This is a genomic window from Paucibacter aquatile (genome assembly GCF_002885975.1).
GTDB classification, from domain to species: domain Bacteria; phylum Pseudomonadota; class Gammaproteobacteria; order Burkholderiales; family Burkholderiaceae_C; genus Paucibacter_A; species Paucibacter_A aquatilis.
Genome location: NZ_POSP01000003.1, coordinates 142,156 through 159,868, shown reverse-complemented (window position 1 = coordinate 159,868; position 17,713 = coordinate 142,156). Strand labels below are relative to the sequence as shown.

Genomic DNA, 17,713 nt, shown 5'->3' with positions numbered 1-17,713 from the left:
CTGAGCACCAAAGCAACCGGGCCAATGATTGACCAGAAAACGATGTACTGAAGATCCTGGGCTTTGCTCACGGTCTTTTGAGTGTGTGGCTGTCGCGTCTGGCTAAGGCCGACGCTGAGCGAGGAGAGGACTTTGGCTCCGTCACTGGCGCAGTGGTCGTTTGTGCGGCCTAACGTTCGAGGTAAGCGGGAGACGGCGGCAAGGCGCCAGGCCCGCGCGATGCAGGATAAACCACAGCGGCGCGCGGGCCTGGCGACTTGCCGGCGGCTCTCCGCTTGACCGAGGGGTTAGGCCTCACTCAGTTGTGCTCGGGAATGGGCGCAATGTCGGGCTCCACAAATTCCGACCTCGCTACTGGCGAGAACAGAAGGCTTGCCGAGTAGTGCTTGAGCATGATGTCGCTGTCGAGAAGCCGTGGATTCAATGCGATGAACTCGGCGGATGACTCTGAGTGACTGGACAGTTCCATAAAGTGACGGACTGCCCTTATCCACGCTTTCGTGATCGTCTCGTGGAACTTTACCGATCCGACTCCCAGGTGGTCTAGAAATGCCAGCAACGACGCCTTCAGTCGCAGCGCTGCCTCGTCGGGCGAGCTCTGGCACAAGTACACATAGGCCAGGCGAACGTGAGCAGCGTGGCCAAATGCGGATGGCTCGACCTTAAAGGCTTCGAAGGAACGCTGAAACTGAAGGTCTTCCGGCGAGAGGGAGTGCTTCACAGTTTTCCTTTCAGTACGCGTCGCGACACGGCTGGCGCGTGAGGCCTAACGTGAAAGTGAGCGGACGCCGAAGGCGGTCCGCTCCAATGACAGGTTGTGCGTTGCGCGTGAAAGGCAGCCAGATTCAAAGAGCATGCTTGGCCTCGTAGTCGTGTAGCGCTTCCGCCAATCCCGCCGCAACATCGTCACAGTCTTTGCGCCAAACATAGTCCGTGTCCTGACGCGTGATGACAACCGTGCCGCGAACGTTCGGCCTCTCCCCGTCCCACTTGAGCAAGACAACGGCTCCTTGCGTTTGAGCAGCCTCAATCTGCGGAATGAATCGGTCGATCATCTCGGTCACCAATCTAGCGACGCACAACGTTTGAGCTAACCGGACCGTTGCGGTATGTGGCTAAAGGCCCAGAATGAAATGGAGGGCCTTTAGCCGCATGCGGCAATGGGTCCGGTTGAGCGAGGGGTTAGGCCTCATTGCTGACGAAAATATAAAAACTACCCTCTTCATCTTTCTCGGTAGCTAAATAGGCGAAGCCTGCTCGGTGCAACATGGATATTGATCTTAGGTTGTCAGTGTCGACTGACGCATAAACGCAAGCGCTGTTGAGTTCGCGTTTAGCAAATCGCTGGATTTCAGCAGTTGCCTCTGGCCCAAATCGACTGCCCCAGTGATTCTTTGAAATTAATACCCCTACGTCAGGCTGATATAGCCTGCCTTGGTGGAGTAGCCAAGCGTGTCCGATGTACTCACCGTTCTTTGAGTTCTCAATCGCCCACGCTCGCAGTTCGGTGGGTTCTGTCGTGGCGGCGAAGTCATGCAGGTACTGCGAAATGCGCTGTGTCGGTAGAAGGCCGCCGACGTGCTCACGTACGTCGGGGTCGGAGTTCAACGCCGCGAAGTGTGGAAGATCGCCCACTCGGTACTGGCGAAGCCGAAGTCGGGTCGATTCCAGAAGCGGGACGATCATGAGGCCTAACGTTCGCGGTAAGCGGACCAGCCAGCGTAGCTGGCGCAGGTCCGCTTGACCAAAAGGTTAAAGCGCATTCCCGCGACTCCAACAAATGAACTTGGCGTTGCTTGTACTTCCCATCGCTTGGATCACAGACTCATTGTTGAACCCAGGCAACTGCTGAAGGCGTGTCAACAATTCCTTCATTCCAGCCGACTCGCTCGGTACAGCACAACCCCGGCCATTGCCGCTTAGGACCCAGAAAACATCGTCTTCGAATGGCCCCTCGCCGGTCGTAACGATTATGACTTCCTGGAGTTCATGCCAGGAGACGGCCTCTACCCGCCCATCTGGCATGTTGCGTGTAACGCCATGCTCATCGAATGAAACGAGGCTCTTGCCGCCGAGATTCTGTGGTGGCTTACGTCCGAAGATGCGGGAAAGGAAACTCATGCGCTTTAACGTTGAAGCTGAGCCGCGAGCGGCGGCCTGCCGACGCGAGTCGGCTCGAGCGAATGGTTAGAGCGCAGACTGTGGGTAGGCGTCATGACGCTAATGGGGCCAAAGCTCAGGCTTGGGGTTAGATGGAAGAACGAAGAACCTCAGCATGGCCAGCATGGACACAAGAGTACTTGGCACCCGGTACTGGCTGATGTGATCTTCAAGCTCTTGAAAAATCAATGGGTCGCCTGGTGCACGCATGACAAGGCATGCATTCACGAAAGGTGTTTGCAAGCAAAACATCTGGCCTTTGTAGGTGAAGTACGCTTCAAAGTCATCAGTGAGTGCCCATGACTTTTTGGCTAGTACCGTCACACCAGGCAGCTGCGCTATGTGCCAAAGCAAGCGTGAGGCTGGTGTCACCGGATCGATCTCCTCGATCTCCAGCGAGTACTGACCCCTTGCTGGATCAGAAGCACGAGTGATGGTCAGCGGCATTTCTGCGCTCTAACGTCGAAGTTGAGCCGCGAGCAGCGGCTGGGCACGGAAGGCCCAGAGTGAAATGAGGGCCTGGAGTGACCAGCCGTTGCGAGTCGGCTCGAACGCCGGGTTAGGCGGCATTTTGCTTCCTAGCCGCGGCGAGTACGCGGAGAAATGCGAGCCGATGATTGCACTTGGGGCAGCATGCCTCCCTGGCAATTGCCGGTGCCTCGACTGGCCCCACCAAATTGAGCGGATAGTCTGGCAGCGGCCCCGGAGGCAACCCCCAATGCTCTGGGAAATAGGAGCCAAAATCTGCATCGCAGAAATCGCAGAGAACGAGCTCGTGGCCCCAGAGCTGAAAGGAGTTGTATTCATGCTCGTTTCGCCTGAACTCATCCAACTCAGACTCGGAGTGGCCGCAGTCGAAACACGGCGCGACGTCGCTTTCTATCATCGCGGTCGAGCAGATTGGGCAGTGTGTGGTGGGCATGACGCTTAACGTTGAAGCTAACCGGCCAGCGACGGCAGGACGCCGAAGGGCCAGAATGAAATGAGGCCCGAAGGCGGCTTGCCGTAGCGGGTCCGGTTGAGCGAGTGGTTAGCCATCAGATTCCGCTGCGACATGGACGAACTCCGGATTGGGGCCAATTACGGAGGCCTTGACTGAGCATAGCCACGCCAGAAGAGCGCCGAGTAGCGCCATACCAATGGCCAGCGGCAACGCAAACGCAAAGACAACCAAGAACCATACGGATTCAGTGATTCCGGGCCAATACCAAGCGCAAATATAGCCAAGAGCCCATACAACCATGAACTGGACCAGCCAGCCAAGCGCGAAGACGCACTGCCTTCGATAGAAATGGCTCTTTGTCTCGCCATGCTGCGGGAATGGGCCATGCCAAGTGAATGCGATTCGGGAAACTAGCGAGTCTGGGTAACGCGCGGCCCACCAGAGCGCTGCGACCATTCCAGCGCCGAACAGCGAGAGCTTCGCTTCGAATGGCATTTCTGAGGGCTAACGTAAAGGTCAGCGGACGCCGCAGGCGGTCCGCTGCAACGACCGGCTATGCAGAGCCACCATCGGAGGCACTGCGGTGGAAGTGGCCGAGAGCATACCGAAGCGGTACCCACGCCGCAGGCGGCTGAGGCGACAGGCTGCATCCGTACCATGCGGCAGGCTGCGAACCGAGGAAAGCAGAAGGCCAGCCTGGCTTGAGCCGGCAAGATCACGGCGACCGAAAGCTGGGTCCGTTTGCGCCCAGCCCAAACCGGAGAAAGCACAGGCCCGTCGCGCCGCGTGATCGCCGCGAACGCGCAACCAGAGACGAATCGTCGAGGTTCTCCTAGCCTGCTGCATAGCGTTCGACGTAAGGGGCTGGCCGCAGGCCAGTCCCCTTGACGGAGCGGTTAGACCCCACGGCGGATGAAGAAGGCATCGAAGGCCTTTGGCAATTGCTGCACAGTGACGGCGCCCTTTGCGGCGGCATTGGGAGCCTTGACTTCAATGAACCCAACACGGGTCTCCACGTCGTACTCACCCAAGGCTTGATCGAGTACGAGATACGCGACACCCATGTATGTGTTGCGTTGTGCTTCCGTATAGCCAGGGATGAGTACCGTGAGCCCCGCTTTTGCTCCGTCTCCTTGGATGATGACGAGTACGGTGCTGGCCTTCACTGAGATGCCGCCGTACTCGATATCAAACGGATCTCGCCGCGGACGGAACTTTATGACCTCCCACTTGGGAAGAGTGGGGGCTGCGGCAAAGAGGTCTTCGACTTTAGGAAACGCCTCCCGAATGCCGTCCGCGCTGATGATGAACTCCCTCTTGCCACCTCGGACGGGGCCAAACTCAAACGTGAGGCTTGGATGAACCCTTTGCATCTGCGCGGCCAACAGATCAAACGTCCTCTCCTGATTTGCTTCGAAGTTGAAGAGCATCTGTTCGTTCCGCTGAAACCACTTCCAGAAGTCTGACTCGGGTGTGGCGTTCGCTTTCCCGCCGAAGAGGCTGAGGATCGAAGTCAGCATCGCTAGCGCTGCGTGTTTGAGTTTCATGGGGTCTAACGCCCAAGTTCAGGGGCGCCCGCTTGGTGTAGCCGAAGCGAGCACTGGTGGAGGCGTCCCCTGCAACGCACAGTTAGGCGCTGCCGTCACGATGCGAGGCCACGTAACGCGCAAGCAGAAGCGGAAGACTTTCAGGAGGCGGCTCCGGTTGAACCAATCGATGCTCCCTCCAGTCGAGCCAGATCTGCCTCCAGCGGGGAATGGCTTCCAGGTGCTTGTTGCGCTCCTCCATTGACTGCGGTGGAAGCTTCTGGGGAAAGGCTTTCAAGTAACTGCTAAGTAGCGCAGCCCACCGGCGTGCTTTGATTTTTTTGAGTAGCTCTACACAGGCTGGCGCTGTAGGACCCGATGGATTGAAGAAATACTGATGTATGCCGCCGTTGAGAACTTGAAACTCAAGGTATCCAATGTGGTAGTTCATGCGCTCAATTTCGGTCAGCGTATGAGTGCCACCGCTCGCTTGGACTGTTTCATAAATTTGATAGTGCTGGGAATAGAGCCAGCGATACAGCTGGTCTGAGTCCCATGTCTCTACGGGCTGTGTGAAGAACTTGTAGTCTCGGTTGCACTGTACGCAAGCTGGGGCGGTGAATGGGCTTTTCTGGCCACAATAGTCACATTCGAGTAAATAGCGTTCGCTAAGCATATTTCGAGAGCCTAACGTAAAGGTCAGCGGACGCCGCAGGCGGTCCGCTGCAACGACCGGCTGTGCAGAGCCACCTTCGGAGGCACTGCGGTGGAAGTGGCCGACAGCATACCGAAGCTGTACCCACGCGGCAGTCGGCTGAGGCGACAGGCTGCCTCGGTGCCATGCGGCAGGCGGAGAACCGAGGAAAGCGAACGCCCAGCGTGGTTTGAGCCGACAAGATCACGGCGACCGAAAGCTGGGTCTGCCTGCGCCCAGCCCGAATACGAGAAAGACGCAACCCTTTGCTCCGCCTGATCGCCGCGAACGCGCAACCGAAAACGGATCTTCGAGATTTGCTTAGCCTGCTGCATAGCGTCAAAGCTCAGCGGTCGGCGAAGCCGTCCGCTGCAGCGAAGGGTTGGGCATCACTGACGCGCCCAGCCAATCGACTGCATGCATGAACGATTTCCCATTGGTGGCCACGATTACCGCGCTGCACCGCCTGCAAAAGTAGTCGGGAAGCTCAGGGGAAAACTCGAAATGGAGTAAAGCTCGATGCAAGTCGCTGGGCGCAAAACCTTCCGACGTGAGTATTGCGCCGAAGCGATCCCGGAGGGCAGTGAGCGCCAGAGCTAGCGGCTCCAGCCGAGGAAGCGAACTGGGGTAGATGTCTTCAGCCAGCAGATCGACAGCGCTGGACTCAACTCCAGCAGCGTCGCAGGCTTGTCCGAGATGCGGATGAACATATGACAGCGCGCTCACAGCGTGGTGCGCTGCACTGTGGCAAACACTGCTGAGGCGCTTGATAGATGGCATGAGTGATGCTCAACGCAAAGGTCAGCGGACGCCGAAGGCGGTACGCTGCAATGACAGGTTGGGCCTCACAAACGCCCCCGTAACTCCGCAGGCTCTTCCCAGAGTTGCTTATAGCTCTCAGGGGCGACGAGGAGACCTTCGGTAGCGATGCGCGTGATCTCCAGAGTTCCCACTTGGCGTGATCCCTCCAATACATCCAATACCCGGCCTTCCCAAAGGCAGTGCGGGTAGACCTCGGGGGAAATTAGGTGCACTTCGACCCTTGCCATTTCGCCGGGGCGAACGAGGCCATGATCCGGATAGGTGTGCCGCCCGCTGCTCTGATAGTTTTCATGCAGGGCGTGCTGAGGTTGATAGCCTGAGGTCACGACTCCATGCGACGCGGAAAGCGTGAACAGGCCTTCAAAGTCGAACGGTCGATTCATTGTGATGCCCAACGTTTGAATTCAGCGGACCAGCCGGCGCAGCTGGCGCAGGTCCGCTGCAATGAAGGGTTAAGGCGCACCGCGCTTACCCCCTGCCAGCGCTAGGAATATCGAGGCCAAACCGAGCAACGCTGCGAGCAAGGCTTCAACGTAAGCGCCCATTTTCGATTCGCCAAATAGGACGAATGCAATATCCAGTTGCGGCGGGAACCCGGCAAACAACTTGCCATCGTGGGCCGTAAGTGCGGCACCGAAGAGCAAATAAGCACCGAACAAGAAGAACAAGGCTCGCCCGCCGGCTCCCAACTCACCTTTCTTGGCGTCGCGCGTGCTCACTTCTGTGCGCCTTAACGTGAAAGTGAGCGGACGCCGAAGGCGGTCCGCTCGAATGACAGGTTGTGCAGAGCCACTTCGGAGGCACTGCCGTGGAACTGCCCGAGAGCATACCGAAGCGGTACCCATGGGGCGAACGCCCGAGGCGCCAAGCGCCTTGTCCGCCTGCCCGCTGGCGGCGCAAGACGAAAAGGAAACCAAGCGGCCGCGCCCAAGCAGGCAAGATCACGGCAACCTGAAGCTGGCCACCTTCGCCGGCCACCCGACTCGAACGCGCGCAACGAAACTTGATCCTCGAGATCGCGGCGATCGCCGAACCGAAAACGGATCTTCATGCGCGGCCTAGCTTGCTGCACAACGTTGAAGCTGAGCCGCGAGCGGCGGCCCGCCGACGCGAGTCGGCTCGAGCGAATGGTTAGAGTTCACTTTCGCACCCCGCGCTCATAGGTGTGATTGAGACAAAAGGCCGACTTAAGAAGCACCGGGGCCGAGCAACCAGCACAGATACATTCTTCGGCCCCGACGCCGCCACGGCGCTCCAGTAGAAGCTCCTTTTCGAGCGCGGAAGAGTCGAATGAATCCCAGCTGCCAGTGTCATCAATTTGGACGAGGTAGCGCTGCTGAAACTTGTCTTCAGTGTCAAGCCGCCAGTGTGTTCCATCTTCGATCCGGCGATAGAGTTCGTACCAGTTCTTGCGATCGAGCAGCTCAAGCTCGCCCATCACCTCTCTGGCCGCGGCAGTGCCTGAGTTGAAGTAGCTGACGGTTGGCCAAGTGCGCGGCATGTGATCTCTAACGTAAAAGTGAGCGGACGCCGAAGGCGGTCCGCTCCAATGACAGGTTATGGCGCAGCAAGCAGCTTCGCATAGATTTCTTCCTTCGCCTGAGGCGAACTTGAATTGTCGAACCTCTCGAAAAGCCCAAAGTGAAAGAGCCGCTCGTTCATACTCATTCCGCCGATGCGATCAATCGCCGTCTCGCGGAACGCCGACCAAAGGCCAAAAACGGCTGAATGCGTCGAATCGTCGGCAATCCAACTATTGCCAATGTAGCGCTCGACCTGAACTCGCAGTTCATCCACGTTGTCCGCATTGAGCTTCCAATCGGCCAACAAACTAGCCAACCCTTGAACAGCAACATCCGGCGATATGCGACCGATCGCCAACGCCATCTCGTCAATCGTCATTTGCGCCACAACGCCAAATTAACCGGCGCGCGTCAGCGCGTCCGACGGAGGCCCAAAGGGCTGGAGTGTAGTTGAATGCCGTGTTATGTGTTTTTGAGGATTTCTTCATAGTAGGTCATTATATTTTGGTCAACAAGGTGTGCGTATTTGTAGAGATAGTCTTCGATTGACTGTGAATCTGATCGATTCTGATTTATGAACCACACAATTTCAGTATTAAAATTTCCTCTGATCGATCTTGTGACTTCAGGCTCGATTACATTTAGCAATTCTGGTTTAGATACATACGTATAGCTTAGAGATTCCATAGCTTCTATCCAGCCCCAACCTTTCGCTACAGAGCACAGCCAAGTTAAAAATGGTAATGCTTTTTCTTCTGTAGCAGCAGAGAGAGCATGCACAAGCAATCGCATTTGTCCTTCAGTAAGTTGCTCTTTTCGGTTAAAAAGACTAACCCAGTCTTCTTCGCGAAAACTACCGATTGTACTTTCTGCCCATTGAGCACCAACATCACACCACCCCTGACCTGTGCTCTCAAGATCGCCGTCGAATGTGGAGAGAATTTCTTCAAGTTCTTCGTATGGTGCTTTCATAGAGTGTGATTACACATAACGTGTTGTATATCGACGGCACACGCCGCATATCACGGCAAGTGTCGTAATAACCGACCACGAATCAATCCGGGCAAGTGCTTGTCGGGGAAGGCTTTTTTGTTCAAGCATTTGCTTTCCTCGGCTCATTAATTCGGGCGACAAAAGCCGCGCTTGTTACAAATGCACTCTCAGCACGGATGGCGGTCGAAACCGGCTGGCCGGTCGAATATTGCCATCAAATTGTGGCGGCTTTGACTCTTTGGCACTGAACCGCGGGGGCGCTGATCGTTCGCTGCGGCTTGCAGCTGGTTTCTTGATGATGCCCAGCTTCGCTACGCTTCGGGCCATCAAAGATTGCTCGCAAACAACCTTCGCAGAAACAACTGCTTGAAGCTGTGCGCTTCATTCAAGCCCAGGCGCTCCAGCCAGGCTTCGGGCACCGGGGCTTGCGGTCCCAGGCTCTTGACGATCAGCTTGACCAGCTCGACCGGGTGGTGGCTGGCGTGTTTGAGCTTTTTGAGCGCGCGCACGATCTGCATTTCTTCGTCGCTGAGGTCGGTGCCAAAGGGGAAGTCGGGCAGCACGCCGCTGTTGCGCCAGGGGCGCAGGCGCTCGCGCAAGGTTTCGGGCAGGTTGCGCCGTGCCGCAGTCGGCAACTGGTAGTCGGCCGGCAGCTTGCCGTGGGCCTTGGCTTCGTCCATCAAGCCCTGCTGGAAGCGTGAATCGCAGACCTGCAGCAGGCGCGAGATCACCTCGGCATCGCTGCAGCCGCGCAGATCGGCCACGCCATACTCGGTGACGACGATATCGCGCAGGTGGCGCGGGATGGTGCAGTTGGCGTAATGCCAGGCGATGGAGCTGCTCAGGCCCTGGGCGTTGTCGTGCGTGGCGCGCAGCAGCAGGATGGAGCGGGCGTCCGGCAGCGCATGGGCCATGGCCACGAAGTTGTACTGGCCGCCCACGCCCGAGACCATCTGGCCCGACTCATAACCGTCTGATGATGCGGCGCCCAGCAGCGTCATCTTCATCGTCGTGTTGATGAAGCGGGCGTCGCGGCGCTGGGCGCGCTTGAGTGCTTCCGAACCCCGGACGTCGCCATAGAGCTCGTTGATGTAGTGGATGCGCGTCATGGCGATGCTCTGGCGCAGGGCTTCGGGCAGCTCGCGCAAGCGCTGGTAGAAATCGCGCGGGCCGAGGAAGAAGCCGCCGTGCATCAGCGCCGCGCGGCGCCAGCCCAGGCCTATCAGTTCGGGCGCCAGGGCCTCGGGCTGGTTGGACCAGGTCTGGCCTTGCCAGAAGAGCAGATGGCCGTCCGCGGCGAGCGTCACGCCGGCCTGCAGCAAGCCCTGCGATTGCAAAAAGGCCAGGTCGCTTGCGCGAAGCGGCGAGGCGATACGCCCGCGCTCGCACAGGGCGCGGATCACGCCGGCATCGGGCGCGGCGCCCAGGCGCCCCTCCAGGGCCAGCTGCTGCAGCGCCAGATCGTCGAACACCAGGCGGCGGATCAGGCCGGCATCGATCAAGCGCATGAAGCCGTTGACGAACATCTCCGAGCAGCCGTACAGGCCTTGCTCGAAACGGCCCAGCTCGCGCCCCTCCTGCCAGCCGTCGGGCGCCTCGGCCGCGCCGCCGCTGCACAGGCCGGCCAGGATGGCGCGGTAGTCGTGGTTGCGGCTGTCGCGCACGATCAAGGCCTGGGCGATGGCGTCGCCGAGCGAGCCGATGCCGATCTGCAGCGTGCCGCCGTCCTTGACCAGGCTGGAGGCATGCAGGCCGATGGCGTAGTCAGCCCAGGAGATGGCCGCGTTGGGTGGCGCAAACAAGGCATGGCTGCAGCCCGGGCCTTCAACCATGAGATCGAACAAGCGCGCATCAGCAACCGCCGGGCCGGGCATGAAGGGCAGGGCCTCGTTGACCATGGCCACGGTCAGGACCGGCTGTCCCGCGGCGCGCTGGTGTTCCAGCAGGTCAAAGCTCAGATCCGGGTTGCAGGACAGCGAGAACTCGCGCTCGCCCGTTTCCGGATTGACGCGCGCCGCCACCGCCTGGATCAGCAGATTGACGCCCTGGGCACAGATGTCGCGCACGGCAAAGCTGTAGTTGGTGCAGATGAAGCCCTGCTGTGCGGCCTCATTGCCCAGGTAGTCGGCGGTCTTGAGAAAGAACTCCTGCACCGAGATATTGGGCGGCAGCTGGCCGGCGCGCAGCGGGCCGACATAGGCCAAGTCCGGGTAATCGCCAAACACCCGCTCGACCAGGGGCGCCAGGAAATGCTGCTCCAGCTCGGTGCGGCCCTTGGGCTTTTCCAGCGACAAGGCGGTGTAGATGCGCAGGCGCCGCTCGGGCAGGGCGGCGACGCGGCGGTAGAGGGCGTTGACCAAGGGATTGGGCTTGCCGATGCCCAGGGGCAGGGCCAGGCCGATGTCGCCGGGGATGCGGCGCAGGATCTCGTCGACGGTGGCCTCCAGATCGGCGCAGTGCTGGGGCTGTGGCTTGGCGCTCAGGTCGTCGCCGGGGGCTTGGGGGGCGTTGCGATGCAGCAAATCAGTCTCCTGCGGTCTTGTCTTTGTTGTCGTTCCACTCGGGTGGATGCCACAGTTTCCGGCCCGGCGGCAAGGTGAGTCTTGACATTCAGCAAGATCACCACAAAAGCCGGCCAAAGCGGCGAAAAGGCCTAGTGGCTTCCCCTCAAGCTACGGGGTGAGCGCCCTGGCGGCCGGCCAGCCTGTGCTGAAATGCGGGCAGCTGTGCGATCTGCGGCGCAGGCGGGCCCGTCCGGTGTCTTTCTTTGCGCCGATCTCTGCGCCGTCGCCAGCCTACCGCTCCCGCGTCCCCCAGTCTCTGATCCCTGTAGTTTTGGCTCCTGATCCCATGCAAGACGACCTGAATGTGCCGGCCTGGCTGCCGCCGCTTCGCCTCGCCCTGCAGCGCGTGGGCCCGGGGCCGCTGCGCTGGCTGTTCTGCGCCTTTGTCGGCCTGGTCTGCGTGGCGGTGTCGCAGCTGCTGGTGTCCTTGATGGGGCAGGGCGACCGTCTCAGCGCGGCCGTGATCGCCGCCGTCTGCGGCCTGGGCTTGGCCGCACTCTTCAGCGCCAGCCTGCTGGGCCTGCTCAGCCATCTGGACCGGGCGCTGCGCTACTCGGTGCGCTACGCCACCCGCGACAGCCTGACCGGCCTCTACAGCCGCCGCCATTTTCTGCATCAGGTGGAGCGCGAATGGTCGCTGGCGCGGCGCTACGAAACCCCCTGCGCCCTGGTGCTGATCGATATCGACCATTTCAAACGCATCAACGAGGCCTACAGCAGCCGCTGCGGCGACCTGCTGCTGCGCGAGGTGGCCGGGGTCTGCGGTGAAACCCTGCGCCACGCCGATGTGCTGGCACGTTACGGCGGCGAGGAGTTCATGCTGTTTCTGCCCCACACCGATCCGCTGGGCGCGCTCGATGTGGCCGAGCGCATCCGTGAGCGGGTCGAGCGCATGGGCTATGGCTGGAACGGGCACAGCATACCCACCAGCGTCAGCATCGGCGTGGCCGTGCTCAAGCTCAACCACACGGGTCTGGACGATCTGCTCAACGAGGCCGGCGAGGCCTTGCACCTGGCCAAGGCCGATGGCCGCAACTGTGTGCGCGCCGGCCCGGGCCTGCTGCCCGATTCGCTGAGCGCCATCCGCGGCTGAGCGGGCCGCCGGCTTCAGATCTTCAGGGCCTCGGCATAGCCGGTCAGCTCCAGATAGCCCAGGCCGCTGCGTCGGCCACTGGCGTCCAGCAGCTCGGCCGCGCCCTCCCAGTAGCGGATGCCGGCGCCGGCGCGGCCGTGGATCTCCTGATCGTCCATCAGGGCGCGCAGGCGCTGCTCACCCTGCGGCGTGCGCAGCCGCCATTCGAGGGGATAGCGTGCGCCACCGCGCGGGCTGGCCCACAGGCGCCCGGGCTGCAGCTGCACCTGCTCGGGCCCCAGCGCCTCGGTCCGGCCATCGGGCCGGCGCCAGCTGCCGCCGCTCCAAAGCGTGCTGCCGTCGGTCCGGCGCAGGCGAAACACGGTCAGCGCGCCACCATCGCTGAGGTTGATGCCGGCCCAGTCCCAACCCACAGCGGCATCCTGGCTGGCGCCGCCTTCGGCGCCGGGCTTGCCCAGCAGGTTGTCGCTCCACTCATGGTCCAGCCAGGATCGGCCTTGCAGGCGCAAGACCTGACCCTCCAGCCTCAACTCCGCCTGGCTCAGCAGCTGCACCTGGCTGTAGTAGAGGCTGAACTGGTCGGGCTGCGGCCCTTTGCGCGAGTAGCCGCCGTCGCCCTGCAGCAGCAGGGTCTGGCTGGTCTGCAAGTTCAGGCGCAGCTCGAAGCCGGCGCTGCGGCTGCGCAGCTGGGCTTGGTAGGCGTGGCCGCCCGGCAGGTTCTGGCGTTGCAGTGACCAGTCGCCCATGCGCAGCTGGCAGTCTTGCTCACTCGCTTCATGGAGGCCGGCCACGGCCCGGCCCAGGCGCTGGTCGTGGCGCAGCCGCCCGCCGGGGCGCAGATCGCTCAAAGCGCCATGGGCCAGCATCAGCTGGCGCGCGGCCAGGGCGCTGGGGTGATCGAGCGGCGCCGGGCCGCGGCGGCGGAAAAAGGTCAGCTGGTAGCCAAACTCGGGCTCGCTGCGTCCCTCGCGCGCCAGGCAGCCGGTCAGGTACCACCATTCGATGGCGGTCTCCGGGTGGGCGCCGAAGTCGCGCGGAAACTGCAGGCGCGTGGCCGGGGCTTGCGGCGCCGCCCAAGCCGTCCGGCCCGCTACCGGCCCCAAGCTGGCCGCTGCCGCTTGCAGCAGCCAGGCGCGGCGGCGCCGGAGCAGGGCGTGTGCTTCAGCCGTCATCACCAGTCCTCCTTCACGGCCTGCACCGCCTGCTGGCCAATCGCCTGGCGCCCGGCCAGCACGGCCGCCAGCACGCCGGCCACGAACACCGCGGCCACCAAGGCCGCCAGGCGCGCGATCGGCAAGCTCATGTCCATGCTCCAGTGAAAACTCTGCGGGTTGACCACCCAGATCAGCACCGCGCTCAAACCCAGGCCCAGGCCCAGGCCGGCCAGGGCGCCGACCCCGCAGAGCAGCAGCGATTCCAGGCCCAGCAGGCGCAGCACATCGGCGCGCCGGAAGCCCAGGTGCAAGAGCAGGCCGAACTCGCGGCGCCGCGCCAGGGCCTGGGCCGACTGGGCCGCGGCGATGCCGAACAGGCCGATGGCCAGGGCCACCGCCTGCAGCCAGACGGTGACGGCAAAGCTGCGGTCGAAGATTTGCAGCGAGAGGCTGCGCAGCTCGCCCACAGCCGCGATCTCCAGGTCTTGCGGCGCCGCGGCCAGGGCGCGCAAGGCCTCACTGCGGCTGCTCGCATCGGCGCCGGGTGGCAGCCAGAGGTAGAGCTCGGTGATGCGGCGGTCGCCACTCCAGGCCTGGTAGGCCGCCAGCGGCATCAGCAGGGCGCCGCTCTGGCGCGCGTAATCGCGCCAGACGCCGCGCACAAAGACGGGCAGGGCAGGGCCCTGCGGGCTCAGGCGCAGCTGGCTGCGCTGGCCCGGCTGCAGGCGCAGGCTGTCGCGCAGGGCTTCGCTGATGTAGATCGGGGTCAGGTCTTGCGAGCCGGCCGGCGGCGCTGCGAGCGGGCCGGCCAGGGGCAGGTCTTGCTCGCGCAGCTCACGGGCTTGCAGGGCCGGCAGCTCCTGCTCGGGCGCGAGCCCATCGATCCAGACATCGCGGCTGCGCTGCAGGCTCAGGCGCTGGACCTGGCCGCTCTGGCGCACCGCTTCGATCAGTTCGGGCGGCAGGGGCGCCTGGTGCCCCCCCTCGCCCCGCAGGGCCGAGCGCAGGTAGAGATCGGCCGGCAGCATCTGGCTCAACCACTGGCTGAGCGAATCGCGGAAGCTGCCCACCATCACCAGCATGGCCACCGACAGGCTCAGCGCCACCAGGACGCCGGCCAGGGCCCGGCTGGCCTCGCCGGCCTGGTCTCGGGCGCGCTCACGCATCAGCAGCAAGCCAGCACTGGGGCGAAGCCAGGCCAAGGCGCGCAGGCTCAGCCGCAGCAGCAGGGGCACGCAGGCCATGCCCCCGGCCAGCATGGCCAGCATGGCGGCATAGGCCGCCACCGGCACGCCGGCCAGCCAGGCCGGCCAAGTCGGGCTGGGCAGCAAGGCCAGCAGGCCACCGAGCGCCAGCAGACCCGGCCCCAGCCACACCGGCGCGCCGCCGCCCAGGCGCTGGCCCAGGCCTTTGAGCACCTGGGCCACTGGCATGCCTTGCACGCTGCGCGCCGGGAACCAGGCGCTGAGCAGACTGACCGCCAGGCCCAGGCCGCCGAACACCGCGGCGGCCGGCAGCTGCTCAGCGCTGAAGCGCAGAGTGGGCCGCATGCCGCTGACGGCCGCCAGGCCCAGATCGCTGCCCAGCAGCTGCAAGCCCAGGCGGGCCAGCTGCCAGCCCAGCAGCAGGCCGAGCGCACTGCCCAGCAGGCCCAGGGCCAGGCCCTCCATCAAGACCAAGGCCATGCGCTCGCGCGCACTCATGCCCAGCACACCGAGCAAGGCCCATTGCGGCAGGCGCTGCGCCACCGAAAGCGAGAGCACGGCAAATACCAGAAAGCTGCCCGTGAACAAGGCCATCAGCGAGAGCACGCCGAGGTTGACGCGGTAGGCCTGGGTCAGCCGCCCAAGGCGCGCGCCTTCATCGGGCGGTGGCCTGAGTGTGAGGCCGGGCCCCAAGCGCTGCGCGGCCCGCCATTCCTCCAGTGACAGGCCTGGCGCCAGGCGCAGGTCCACACGGTCGAGTTGGCCCAGGCGGCCGAACAGGGCCTGCGCCGCGGCGATGTCGAGGATGGCCCGTGGCGGCCCGCCATCGGGGCAGGCGGCGCCGAGCTGAAAGCTCAGGCTTTGCACGGCCCCGCTGTCGGGGGCCGCCGCACGCAAGCGCAAGACCTGACCCTGCGGCATGGGCTCGCTGAGGCCCAGCCGGCGCAAGGCGGCGGCGTTGAGGTGGATGCGGCCGGGGTCCAGGCCGTCCAGCGGCGAGGCCAGGCGCGGCAGCAGATCGGGCTGGATGGCGCCGGCCTGCAGCAGGTCCAGGCCCAGCACGGTCAGGTTGAAAGGGTGGCCCTGCGCGTCGAGCGCCTGGGCCTGGCCTTGCAGCACGGGCGAGGCGTGGTCGACCCCGTCCAGGTTCGCGACCGCCGCGTAGTCTGCATCACGAAGCGACGTACCCGCCTGACTGCGCAGCACCAGATCGGGCTGGCCATTGAGGCTGGCTGCGGCGCTGCCAAATTCGGCCAGGGCGGCGCCGTTGAGCAGGTGCACGCCGTAGGACAGGGCCACGCCCAGGGCGATGGCCAGCACGGCCAGGGCCTGACGCCCGGCCTGGTGGCGCAGGGCTGGCCAGGAGAGCGCACGCAGCCAGACGAACAGGCGCATCGCGTGGCGCATCAGGCGGAGGGGCTGCCCATCAGGTCTTCCAGGCGCAGGCAGCGGTCGGCCCGCTCGGCGGCGCGTTCGGAATGGGTCACCAGCAGGCAGGCCGCGCCTTGCTCGCGCACTTGGGCCAGCAGCAGATCGAGCACGGCGCTGGCACTGCGGCTGTCGAGATTGCCGGTGGGTTCATCGGCCAGCACCAGGGCCGGCTTGTGGACCAGGGCGCGGGCGATGGCCACGCGCTGCAGCTGGCCGCCCGAGAGCTGGCGCGGCAGCCGCTCGCCCAAACTGCCCAGGCCCACGGCCTCCAGCATCGCCTGCACCCGCTCGGCATCGGGCCGGCCCAGCAGCAGCAAGGGCAGGGCGACGTTGTCGCGCACGCTCAAGTAGGGCAGCACATGAAAGGCCTGGAACACAAAGCCGAGCTGCTGGCGCCGCAGCAGGGCACGCTCGCCCTCGTTCAAACCTTCGAGCTGCTGGCCCAGAAGCTGCACGCTGCCGCTGTCCAGCTCGTCCAGACCGGCCAGGCAGTTGAGCAAGGTGCTTTTGCCCGAACCCGATTCGCCCAGCAGGGCCACCAGCTCACCCCGGCGCAGCAGCAAGTCAATGCCCGAGAACACCGGCGTGTGCCCATAGCTCTTGCTCAGGCCGCGGGCCAGCAGCAGGGGCAGCTCGGTCATGCCTTCAGCTCCAGGCCATCGGCCTGCAGGATTTTCTGCAGCAGGGCCAGCACTTGCAGCTGCGCTTGCGGGTGATCGCAGGCCACGATCTGGCGCTGCGGCATGCTGCGCAGCCAGGTGATCTGGCGTTTGGCCAGCTGGCGGGTGGCAGCGCTGCCGCGCTCGGCCAGGGTGCTGAAGTCACCGCTGTCCAGCGCCTCCCAGGTCTGGCGGTAGCCCACGCAGCGCATGGAGGGCAGGTCCAGGCTGAGGTCGCCGCGTGCGCGCATGGCTTTCACCTCCTCGATCAGGCCGTCCTGCAGCATCTGCTCGAAGCGCTGGTCCAGGCGGCGGTGCAGCCAGGCCCGGTCGCTGGGCTCGAGCGAGATCAGCGGCCAGTCCACGCCTTCGCTGCGCTGCTGGTGCAGCTCGCTCATCGGCCGACCGGCCAGCTGGCAGACCTCGAGCGCGCGCTGGATGCGCTGCGAATCGAGCGGTGCCAGCCGGGCAGCGGTGACGGGGTCCAGCCGGGCCAGCTCTTCATGCAGGGCCGGCCAGCCCAGGCGAGCGGCGCGCTCGTCGATCTCACGACGCAGGGCCTCGTCGGCCTGCGGCATGTCGCTCAGGCCATCGAACAAGGCTTTGAAGTAGAGCATGGTGCCGCCCACCAGCAGGGGCAGGCGGCCGCGCGCCAGGATCTCGGCGCTGAGGCGCCTGGCGTCCGCCACGAACTCGGCCGCCGAGTAGGCCTCGGTCGGCTCGATCACATCGATCAGGTGGTGCGGCACGGCGGCCAGCTCGGCCCGCGTGGGCTTGGCCGTGCCGATGTCCATGCCGCGGTAGACCAGGGCCGAGTCGACGCTGATCACCTCCACCGGCAGAAACTCGGCCGCGGCCAGGGCGGCCGCGGTCTTGCCCGAACCGGTGGGGCCGGCGATGCAAATGGGCCGGCGAAACACCGCAGGGGCCTGGGCCTGGCTCATCA

At 63.6% G+C, this 17,713-nt stretch carries 19 protein-coding genes; 1 reads left to right on the top strand and 18 read right to left on the bottom strand.

Features of this window, described 5'->3' with window-relative positions; genetic code table 11:
* Window positions 1-298: 298 nt before the first annotated feature.
* The 14 genes from C1O66_RS04105 to C1O66_RS04040 all read right to left on the bottom strand — a co-directional run bounded on the left by C1O66_RS04105 (window position 299) and on the right by C1O66_RS04040 (window position 11,183).
* Window positions 299-721: a hypothetical protein gene (locus C1O66_RS04105; protein WP_207795900.1), complete on the bottom strand. Its 423-nt coding sequence runs from the start codon at window positions 719-721 to the stop codon at window positions 299-301.
* Between the two features lie 124 nt (window positions 722-845).
* Entirely contained in the window at window positions 846-1,055 is a 210-nt protein-coding gene (locus tag C1O66_RS04100) for a hypothetical protein (protein WP_102766721.1), read from the bottom strand.
* A gap of 127 nt (window positions 1,056-1,182) precedes the next feature.
* Window positions 1,183-1,686, bottom strand: coding sequence for a GNAT family N-acetyltransferase (locus tag C1O66_RS04095; RefSeq protein WP_102766720.1), 504 nt, complete (start codon window positions 1,684-1,686; stop codon window positions 1,183-1,185).
* Window positions 1,687-1,752: 66 nt separating this feature from the next.
* Complete coding sequence (locus tag C1O66_RS04090; RefSeq protein ID WP_102766719.1) at window positions 1,753-2,121, bottom strand: hypothetical protein; 369 nt, start codon at window positions 2,119-2,121, stop codon at window positions 1,753-1,755.
* A 99-nt stretch (window positions 2,122-2,220) separates the two neighbouring features.
* A complete protein-coding gene (locus C1O66_RS04085; protein ID WP_102766718.1) occupies window positions 2,221-2,607 on the bottom strand; it encodes a hypothetical protein in 387 nt (128 codons plus the stop codon).
* 1,392 nt (window positions 2,608-3,999) lie between these two features.
* The gene (locus C1O66_RS04070) at window positions 4,000-4,650 is read right to left on the bottom strand and encodes a hypothetical protein (protein WP_133155095.1); all 651 of its coding nucleotides are present in this window, start codon (window positions 4,648-4,650) and stop codon (window positions 4,000-4,002) included.
* 82 nt (window positions 4,651-4,732) lie between these two features.
* A complete protein-coding gene (locus C1O66_RS24545) occupies window positions 4,733-5,305 on the bottom strand; it encodes a DMP19 family protein (protein WP_102766714.1) in 573 nt (190 codons plus the stop codon).
* Window positions 5,306-5,662: 357 nt separating this feature from the next.
* Entirely contained in the window at window positions 5,663-6,103 is a 441-nt protein-coding gene (locus C1O66_RS23565) for a hypothetical protein (protein ID WP_133155094.1), read from the bottom strand.
* A gap of 65 nt (window positions 6,104-6,168) precedes the next feature.
* On the bottom strand, window positions 6,169-6,528 hold the full coding sequence (locus tag C1O66_RS04060; RefSeq protein WP_102766713.1) for a hypothetical protein: 360 nt from the start codon (window positions 6,526-6,528) through the stop codon (window positions 6,169-6,171).
* Window positions 6,529-6,597: 69 nt separating this feature from the next.
* Window positions 6,598-6,864 (bottom strand): hypothetical protein, encoded by a 267-nt coding sequence (locus tag C1O66_RS04055; RefSeq protein ID WP_102766712.1) that lies wholly within the window; start codon window positions 6,862-6,864, stop codon window positions 6,598-6,600.
* Window positions 6,865-7,283: 419 nt separating this feature from the next.
* Window positions 7,284-7,646, bottom strand: coding sequence for a hypothetical protein (locus C1O66_RS04050; RefSeq protein ID WP_102766730.1), 363 nt, complete (start codon window positions 7,644-7,646; stop codon window positions 7,284-7,286).
* A 56-nt stretch (window positions 7,647-7,702) separates the two neighbouring features.
* Window positions 7,703-8,047 carry a hypothetical protein gene (locus C1O66_RS04045; protein WP_102766710.1) on the bottom strand — a complete coding sequence of 115 codons (345 nt, stop codon included), beginning with the start codon at window positions 8,045-8,047 and terminating at the stop codon, window positions 7,703-7,705.
* A gap of 83 nt (window positions 8,048-8,130) precedes the next feature.
* Window positions 8,131-8,640, bottom strand: a complete 510-nt coding sequence (locus C1O66_RS23560) for a hypothetical protein (RefSeq protein ID WP_133155093.1) — start codon at window positions 8,638-8,640, stop codon at window positions 8,131-8,133.
* Window positions 8,641-8,987: 347 nt separating this feature from the next.
* Window positions 8,988-11,183, bottom strand: a complete 2,196-nt coding sequence (locus C1O66_RS04040; RefSeq protein ID WP_243392703.1) for an acetyl-CoA hydrolase/transferase C-terminal domain-containing protein — start codon at window positions 11,181-11,183, stop codon at window positions 8,988-8,990.
* A 328-nt stretch (window positions 11,184-11,511) separates the two neighbouring features.
* Between C1O66_RS04040 and C1O66_RS04035 the strand changes: the two genes are divergently transcribed.
* Entirely contained in the window at window positions 11,512-12,318 is an 807-nt protein-coding gene (locus C1O66_RS04035) for a GGDEF domain-containing protein (protein ID WP_102766709.1), read from the top strand.
* A gap of 14 nt (window positions 12,319-12,332) precedes the next feature.
* Here C1O66_RS04035 and C1O66_RS04030 read toward each other — a convergent pair whose 3' ends face one another.
* Genes C1O66_RS04030 through miaA form a run of 4 tightly spaced genes read right to left on the bottom strand, consistent with a single transcriptional unit; the run spans window position 12,333 to window position 17,711 of the window.
* Window positions 12,333-13,490: a lipocalin-like domain-containing protein gene (locus tag C1O66_RS04030; RefSeq protein WP_102769457.1), complete on the bottom strand. Its 1,158-nt coding sequence runs from the start codon at window positions 13,488-13,490 to the stop codon at window positions 12,333-12,335.
* On the bottom strand, window positions 13,490-16,084 hold the full coding sequence (locus C1O66_RS04025) for an ABC transporter permease (RefSeq protein WP_243392702.1): 2,595 nt from the start codon (window positions 16,082-16,084) through the stop codon (window positions 13,490-13,492). The genes C1O66_RS04030 and C1O66_RS04025 overlap by 1 nt, the downstream gene beginning before the upstream one ends.
* Entirely contained in the window at window positions 16,084-16,749 is a 666-nt protein-coding gene (locus C1O66_RS04020; protein ID WP_207795899.1) for an ABC transporter ATP-binding protein, read from the bottom strand. The genes C1O66_RS04025 and C1O66_RS04020 overlap by 1 nt, the downstream gene beginning before the upstream one ends.
* Entirely contained in the window at window positions 16,746-17,711 is a 966-nt protein-coding gene (gene miaA / locus C1O66_RS04015) for a tRNA (adenosine(37)-N6)-dimethylallyltransferase MiaA (RefSeq protein ID WP_102766708.1), read from the bottom strand. The genes C1O66_RS04020 and miaA overlap by 4 nt, the downstream gene beginning before the upstream one ends.
* Window positions 17,712-17,713: the final 2 nt, after the last annotated feature.

What these genes read in the sequence shown, in the direction of transcription:
- C1O66_RS04100 (WP_102766721.1), bottom strand. Translation starts at nt 1,055, where the DNA reads ATGATCGACCGATTCATTCCGCAGATTGAGGCTGCTCAAACGCAAGGA.
- C1O66_RS04095 (WP_102766720.1), bottom strand. Translation starts at nt 1,686, where the DNA reads ATGATCGTCCCGCTTCTGGAATCGACCCGACTTCGGCTTCGCCAGTAC.
- C1O66_RS04090 (WP_102766719.1), bottom strand. Translation starts at nt 2,121, where the DNA reads ATGAGTTTCCTTTCCCGCATCTTCGGACGTAAGCCACCACAGAATCTC.
- C1O66_RS04085 (WP_102766718.1), bottom strand. Translation starts at nt 2,607, where the DNA reads ATGCCGCTGACCATCACTCGTGCTTCTGATCCAGCAAGGGGTCAGTAC.
- C1O66_RS04070 (WP_133155095.1), bottom strand. Translation starts at nt 4,650, where the DNA reads ATGAAACTCAAACACGCAGCGCTAGCGATGCTGACTTCGATCCTCAGC.
- C1O66_RS24545 (WP_102766714.1), bottom strand. Translation starts at nt 5,305, where the DNA reads ATGCTTAGCGAACGCTATTTACTCGAATGTGACTATTGTGGCCAGAAA.
- C1O66_RS23565 (WP_133155094.1), bottom strand. Translation starts at nt 6,103, where the DNA reads ATGCCATCTATCAAGCGCCTCAGCAGTGTTTGCCACAGTGCAGCGCAC.
- C1O66_RS04060 (WP_102766713.1), bottom strand. Translation starts at nt 6,528, where the DNA reads ATGAATCGACCGTTCGACTTTGAAGGCCTGTTCACGCTTTCCGCGTCG.
- C1O66_RS04050 (WP_102766730.1), bottom strand. Translation starts at nt 7,646, where the DNA reads ATGCCGCGCACTTGGCCAACCGTCAGCTACTTCAACTCAGGCACTGCC.
- C1O66_RS04045 (WP_102766710.1), bottom strand. Translation starts at nt 8,047, where the DNA reads ATGACGATTGACGAGATGGCGTTGGCGATCGGTCGCATATCGCCGGAT.
- C1O66_RS23560 (WP_133155093.1), bottom strand. Translation starts at nt 8,640, where the DNA reads ATGAAAGCACCATACGAAGAACTTGAAGAAATTCTCTCCACATTCGAC.
- C1O66_RS04035 (WP_102766709.1), top strand. Translation starts at nt 11,512, where the DNA reads ATGCAAGACGACCTGAATGTGCCGGCCTGGCTGCCGCCGCTTCGCCTC.
- C1O66_RS04030 (WP_102769457.1), bottom strand. Translation starts at nt 13,490, where the DNA reads ATGACGGCTGAAGCACACGCCCTGCTCCGGCGCCGCCGCGCCTGGCTG.
- C1O66_RS04025 (WP_243392702.1), bottom strand. Translation starts at nt 16,084, where the DNA reads ATGCGCCACGCGATGCGCCTGTTCGTCTGGCTGCGTGCGCTCTCCTGG.
- C1O66_RS04020 (WP_207795899.1), bottom strand. Translation starts at nt 16,749, where the DNA reads ATGACCGAGCTGCCCCTGCTGCTGGCCCGCGGCCTGAGCAAGAGCTAT.
- miaA (WP_102766708.1), bottom strand. Translation starts at nt 17,711, where the DNA reads ATGAGCCAGGCCCAGGCCCCTGCGGTGTTTCGCCGGCCCATTTGCATC.